The organism is Syntrophomonas sp. UBA5494, assembly GCF_002426325.1.
Map to the genome: position 1 here is coordinate 1 of NZ_DIPG01000106.1, position 4853 is coordinate 4853.

At 53.0% G+C, this 4853-nt stretch carries 6 protein-coding genes; 1 reads left to right on the plus strand and 5 read right to left on the minus strand.

Features of this window, described 5'->3' with window-relative positions:
* Nucleotides 1–165: 165 nt before the first annotated feature.
* Nucleotides 166–555, plus strand: a complete 390-nt coding sequence (locus B3W37_RS11855) for a hypothetical protein (protein WP_483170076.1) — start codon at nt 166–168, stop codon at nt 553–555.
* A gap of 279 nt (nt 556–834) precedes the next feature.
* Here B3W37_RS11855 and B3W37_RS11860 read toward each other — a convergent pair whose 3' ends face one another.
* The 5 genes from B3W37_RS11860 to B3W37_RS11880 all read right to left on the minus strand — a co-directional run.
* Nucleotides 835–2184 (minus strand): acetyl-CoA hydrolase/transferase family protein, encoded by a 1350-nt coding sequence (locus B3W37_RS11860; RefSeq protein WP_483170077.1) that lies wholly within the window; start codon nt 2182–2184, stop codon nt 835–837.
* 58 nt (nt 2185–2242) lie between these two features.
* Entirely contained in the window at nt 2243–2653 is a 411-nt protein-coding gene (locus B3W37_RS11865) for a Zn-ribbon domain-containing OB-fold protein (RefSeq protein ID WP_481039373.1), read from the minus strand.
* 14 nt (nt 2654–2667) lie between these two features.
* Nucleotides 2668–3843 (minus strand): thiolase C-terminal domain-containing protein, encoded by a 1176-nt coding sequence (locus B3W37_RS11870; protein WP_483170078.1) that lies wholly within the window; start codon nt 3841–3843, stop codon nt 2668–2670.
* 71 nt (nt 3844–3914) lie between these two features.
* Nucleotides 3915–4682, minus strand: coding sequence for a 3-hydroxyacyl-CoA dehydrogenase (locus tag B3W37_RS11875; protein WP_483170079.1), 768 nt, complete (start codon nt 4680–4682; stop codon nt 3915–3917).
* A gap of 21 nt (nt 4683–4703) precedes the next feature.
* On the minus strand, nt 4704–4853 hold a 150-nt coding region (locus B3W37_RS11880), incomplete at its 5' end, for an acyl-CoA dehydrogenase family protein (protein ID WP_483175912.1).

A 4853-nucleotide genomic window follows, 5' to 3' on the forward strand; every position in this document is an offset into this window, starting at 1 on the left:
GCGGGTGGAATCCTGTACGTAAGAATAACTTAATCGAAACAATTTCGCATAGTTGGACTGCCGATTTATATTGGAACGATACCTTTAAAAAACATATTATAGGAGATGGGGGAATATGGTTTTATGGCTATTAGCCATAACTGATACACCAGGAGGATATACAAGATGCAGAAATATTTATCGGTTGTTGTATTATTATGGGCCCTTGTTTATCTCCTGTTCTATAATTTAACAACCATTCTTACGAAATTACGCCTAGTATACCCGAAATCCAGTGATTTTGCAGTTATCGGTCTTTTCGCCTCAGTTCTTTTAATCGGTGTTTTATTAGGGTTTGAGTCACGCATTAGCTCTCAAATCCATCAGCAAAAAAAAATAAATTGGGTTAAGTTGGTTTTGGTCGCTATCCCTGCACTGTCCTTATGCCTCTTCAATCTAATTCCGTGGTTCATAAGCATACCGACTTTTCAACCACTACCAAGAGATTTCTCGTTGGTGATGGGCGTGGTGGCGGGATACGCGTTATGCACATGTGGATTTAAGAACAACGAATGATCTAATATCTTTTTATACCAGAATCATTATTCAAAATTCCATACGGGCTCAACCTTTGTTTGTGAGGGTTGAGTCCGTATGGAATGGGCAGTGCGGCGCGGATGCTTCTTTCAAAGCAAACGAAGGCTGATAGCCAAGTCATTTCGGGTTCCGTCCTGTCAGTGCAACCTTGGCGCACCTTGGACCATCATTCCCCCATTACCTGGCCGTCAGCCTTTTTGCCCGGCTCTTTTTGTGAGCTCTTGAAGAATCATTCCCGTCGGCTCAATCCCCTCCCCCCTATTTTATACTAGCCATGCTGGCGAACGGAAAGAAATTCTTTTTCAAGCTGGCGTACAGCTCCCCGCGCAGGTCGGGATGAGCCACCGCGATCAGCTCCTTGGCGCGTTCGGTCCTGGATTTGTAGCGCAGGTTGGCAACCCCGTATTCGGTGACTACATACTGGGCGTAAGTGCGGGGTACGGTGATTGGCGAGCCTATGGGAAGCTCAGGCACGATTGCGGAGGACAGTGAACCATCCTTCATTTTCCTGGATGAATACAACAGGGTAATCCCCTTGCCCCCTTGCGACCAGAAGGAGCCGATCATGAAATCCAGCTGCCCGCCTGAGCCGCTGATCTGGGTATGGCCCAGCCCCTCGGAATTAATCTGCCCGCTGAGGTCCACCATCAAGGCCATGTTCATAGCCACCATGTTGGGGTGCTGGGCGATGAATACCGGGCTGTTGGTATATGATGAAGGGTAAAATTCACAGGCCGGGTTTTGCTCCACATATCTGTACATCTCTTCGTCACCCATGCAGAATGTGGCCACGGTAACACCCTGGTGAAAAGGTTTGTGCTTGTTAGTTACAATGCCTTGTGCCACCAGCTGGGGCAATCCGATGGGGAACATTTCAGTCAGGACCCCCAGGTCCTTCTTGCCCTCCAGGCCGCTCACCACTGCTTCTGGTATCCCACCGATGCCCATCTGGATGGTATCCCCATCTTCTATCAGGTCCAGCACATACCCGGCTATGGCTTTGTCTGTTTCGGTCGGGGTGCCCCGGCCAAATGTCGGTATTTTGGTGGAGTTTTCCACGAAATAGTCAAATTCGGAGATATGCATCCAATTATTCCCGTAGATCACCGGCATCTGATCGTTGACTTCGCCAATGGTAACGCGCTGCTTGCCGGAGGCACGGCCCCGCCGGATGGTGTCCAGGGTGTAGAAGTTGGTCAGCCCCAGATTGACATACCCGGCAGAATTAGGTGGGGTCACTTTGGCGATAAATACGTCCGACTTGTGCCACACCTTATCGGCCAGGTCGGAGCTCATAACCGGGTAAAATTCCGCTTGCTTGGTCGTGTTCATGCGCCGGCCGGTTGCGATGCTGAATGCCGGCATATAGTTGATATGGCCGTCCAGGGGCAGCATATACTCAGGATCCTGGAATTTGAAAGGATAAAGTCCGATGGTATCGAGTATCCTTACCCCCTTTAATTCCTGCCACCGGTCCAGAATGGCGTTGAAGATGTCCGGCGATCCTGAACCAATGGCCAGCCCGGTGCCGACCACATCGCCCGATTCGACCTTCCGGGCCGCTTCTTCGATGGAGATCATTTTGGCCTGATATTCCTTTTTCCACATATTCATACCCTCCTTACTATTAGCCCTCGTTTACGTCGCGGCCAAAGGCCCGCAGCCCCTACACGATAATGCAGAAGGCCGGCCGGGCCATGGGTTGTGGAGAATACTTGTCACCGGGATATACGCGATGGCCGACCTGCACCGGTTTGCCGATGACATCCATGGTTACTTTCTTGGGGTCCATGGATACCAGATTGCCCATGATCCAGGGGCCTTCATCAAGTTCCACCATCACGATGGTATAGGGGTTCTCATTTTCTCGTCCCTCGGCGGCGATGTTGCAGGTGGTAAAGGTGACGATCCTGCCTTTGCCGGACATCTCCACAATCTCCTGGTTGGTGCTGGCGCATTTGCCGCACACCATCATCGGGGGGCAGGTGTAGGCCCCGCAGTCGTTGCACTTCAAACCCAGTAGTACATCCTTTTTAAGCGCCTTATCGTAGTCCTTAAAGGTAAGTTTATAATCCATTGTTTTAACCCTCCTCACTGATTGGTCATGATCATGCTGACCAGTACTCCGTCGCCGCCCAATGTGTCTATGATGCCATTTTGGGCACCCTCGACCTGGCGGCCTTGCTCCGCCATGTCTCCCCTCAATTGCCGGGTGACTTCTACCACCTGGGAAACACCGGTAGCGCCAATCGGGTGGCCCTTGGCCTTTAACCCCCCGGAGATATTGATGGGAATCTTGCCGCCTATCCTGGTTTCGCCCTTCAGCCACGCCTCGCCTGATTTGCCAAAGTCAAAGAAGCCTAACCCTTCCGCGGCTATCAGGGCAGCGATGCTGAAGCAGTCATGCAATTCGCAGAGATCCATATCCTGCGGGGTCATGCCGGCCATACGATAGGATTGTTGGCAGGCCAGTTCCCGAGCGTAGATACGAGGCAGATATCTGGACTGCGAACTGAGTTTGCCGCTGGACGCCTGGCCGATGCCGGCGAAGTAGACCGGTTTAGGGGTCAGCTTTTTAGCCAGCTCTTCTGAAGCGATGACCACCGCCGCCGCCCCATCGGAAAACGGACAGGCATCCTGCAGCTGGATGGGGGTTGAAACCATAAAACTATTCAAAACATTCTCTTTAGTTATCGCTTTCTGAATCTGGGCATTGGGGTTCTTCATGGCATACTCATGAGATTGGATGGATACCGCCGCCATCTGCTCCTTCAGAATCTCCAGAGGGATATTGTATTGGCTCGCATACAAGTGGGCCAACAGGGCAAATACTGCCGGGAACAGGAACCCGGCCGGGAATTCATAGTGGGCGTCCCCGAACATGGAGAAAGTCCGCGTGGCCAGGGGGGTTCCCATGGCGGTGCATTTCTCCACCCCGCCCACCAGCATGATGTCATAATACCCCGATGCCACCCACATGACCGCGTCCCTTACCGCCATACTGCCTGAAGCGCAAGCCCCTTCAAAGCGGCTCGCCGCCACGTTGAAACAGCCTATATCGTTGGCGAAGAAGGACTGTATCATCCCCTGCCCTTCCTCGAAGTCGCCCAGGACATTGCCCACGTTGACCGCCTGGATATCTTTCGGAGTGAGATTGGCTTCCTGGATGGCGTCCATAGCCACCTCGGACAGCAGTTCCACTGAAGTTCTAGGCGAATTGAAGCAGAACTTGGAATGTCCCGTTCCGATCACTGCTACTCTTCTCATAATCCATTACCTCCTCATTTTTAGCCTTCATCCCGGCCAACCTAATGGTTTTAGATAGCTGCATGGCATAACTATTTGGGAGACATGCGGATGGCCCCATCCAGGCGGATGGTTTCTCCATTTAACATCGGGTTTTCAATGATTTGCTGGGCCAGCATGGCAAACTCGTCGGGATCGCCCAGCTTTTGCGGGAAAGGCACATTCCGGGCCAGTTCGACCCGCACCGGTTCGGGCAGGGCTGCCATCATGGGCGTGTCGAACAATCCGGGGGCAATGGTGCATATCCTTACACCTTCCCCGGCCAGGTCGCGGGCCGCGGGCAGCGTCATGCCTACCAGAGCCGCTTTGCTGGCTGTGTAGGCCACCTGACCGATCTGTCCCTCAAAGGCGGCAATAGAAGCGGTGTTGACTACGATTCCACGGCCTCCTTCATCATTGAGGTCGTTTTGCAGCATCCGGAAGGCTGCCTGGCGCATTACGTCAAATACTCCCACCAGATTGATGTTTATTACCTTCCTGAAATAATCCAAATCGTGGGGCCCCTTCCGGCTGGCGGTTTTCATCCCCGAAGAGACACCCGCACAATTGATCACAATGTCTAGTCGGCCAAACTTATCGATGACAAAATCCAGGGCACAGCCGATGTCCGTGCTACTGCAGATATCGGTCTTGATAAACGCGGCTTGGCTGCCCAATTGGGTTGCCAGCGCCTGGCCGCGATCTTCATTCAGGTCCAGGATCAACACGTTGGCGCCAGCCCCTGCCAAGCGCCGGGCACTCGCTTCGCCGAGCCCGGAGGCCCCGCCGCTGATGATGGCGGTTTTGCCTTCTATCTTCATATCTATCGCTCCTTTCTGAAATCAAAGTCCCAATGCCCTGCTGATGACCAGTTTCATGACCTCGGATGTACCCGCGTAGATGGTCTGGATGCGAGCGTCCGTCCACATCCGGGATATCTCGTATTCCCTGCAATATCCATAGCCACCGAACAGCTGCAGGCAGCGGCTGGC

Bases quoted from the DNA above. Each gene is read 5' to 3' on its own strand.
- B3W37_RS11855 (WP_483170076.1), top strand. From the start codon at position 166: ATGCAGAAATATTTATCGGTTGTTGTATTATTATGGGCCCTTGTTTAT.
- B3W37_RS11860 (WP_483170077.1), bottom strand. From the start codon at position 2,184: ATGTGGAAAAAGGAATATCAGGCCAAAATGATCTCCATCGAAGAAGCG.
- B3W37_RS11865 (WP_481039373.1), bottom strand. From the start codon at position 2,653: ATGGATTATAAACTTACCTTTAAGGACTACGATAAGGCGCTTAAAAAG.
- B3W37_RS11870 (WP_483170078.1), bottom strand. From the start codon at position 3,843: ATGAGAAGAGTAGCAGTGATCGGAACGGGACATTCCAAGTTCTGCTTC.
- B3W37_RS11875 (WP_483170079.1), bottom strand. From the start codon at position 4,682: ATGAAGATAGAAGGCAAAACCGCCATCATCAGCGGCGGGGCCTCCGGG.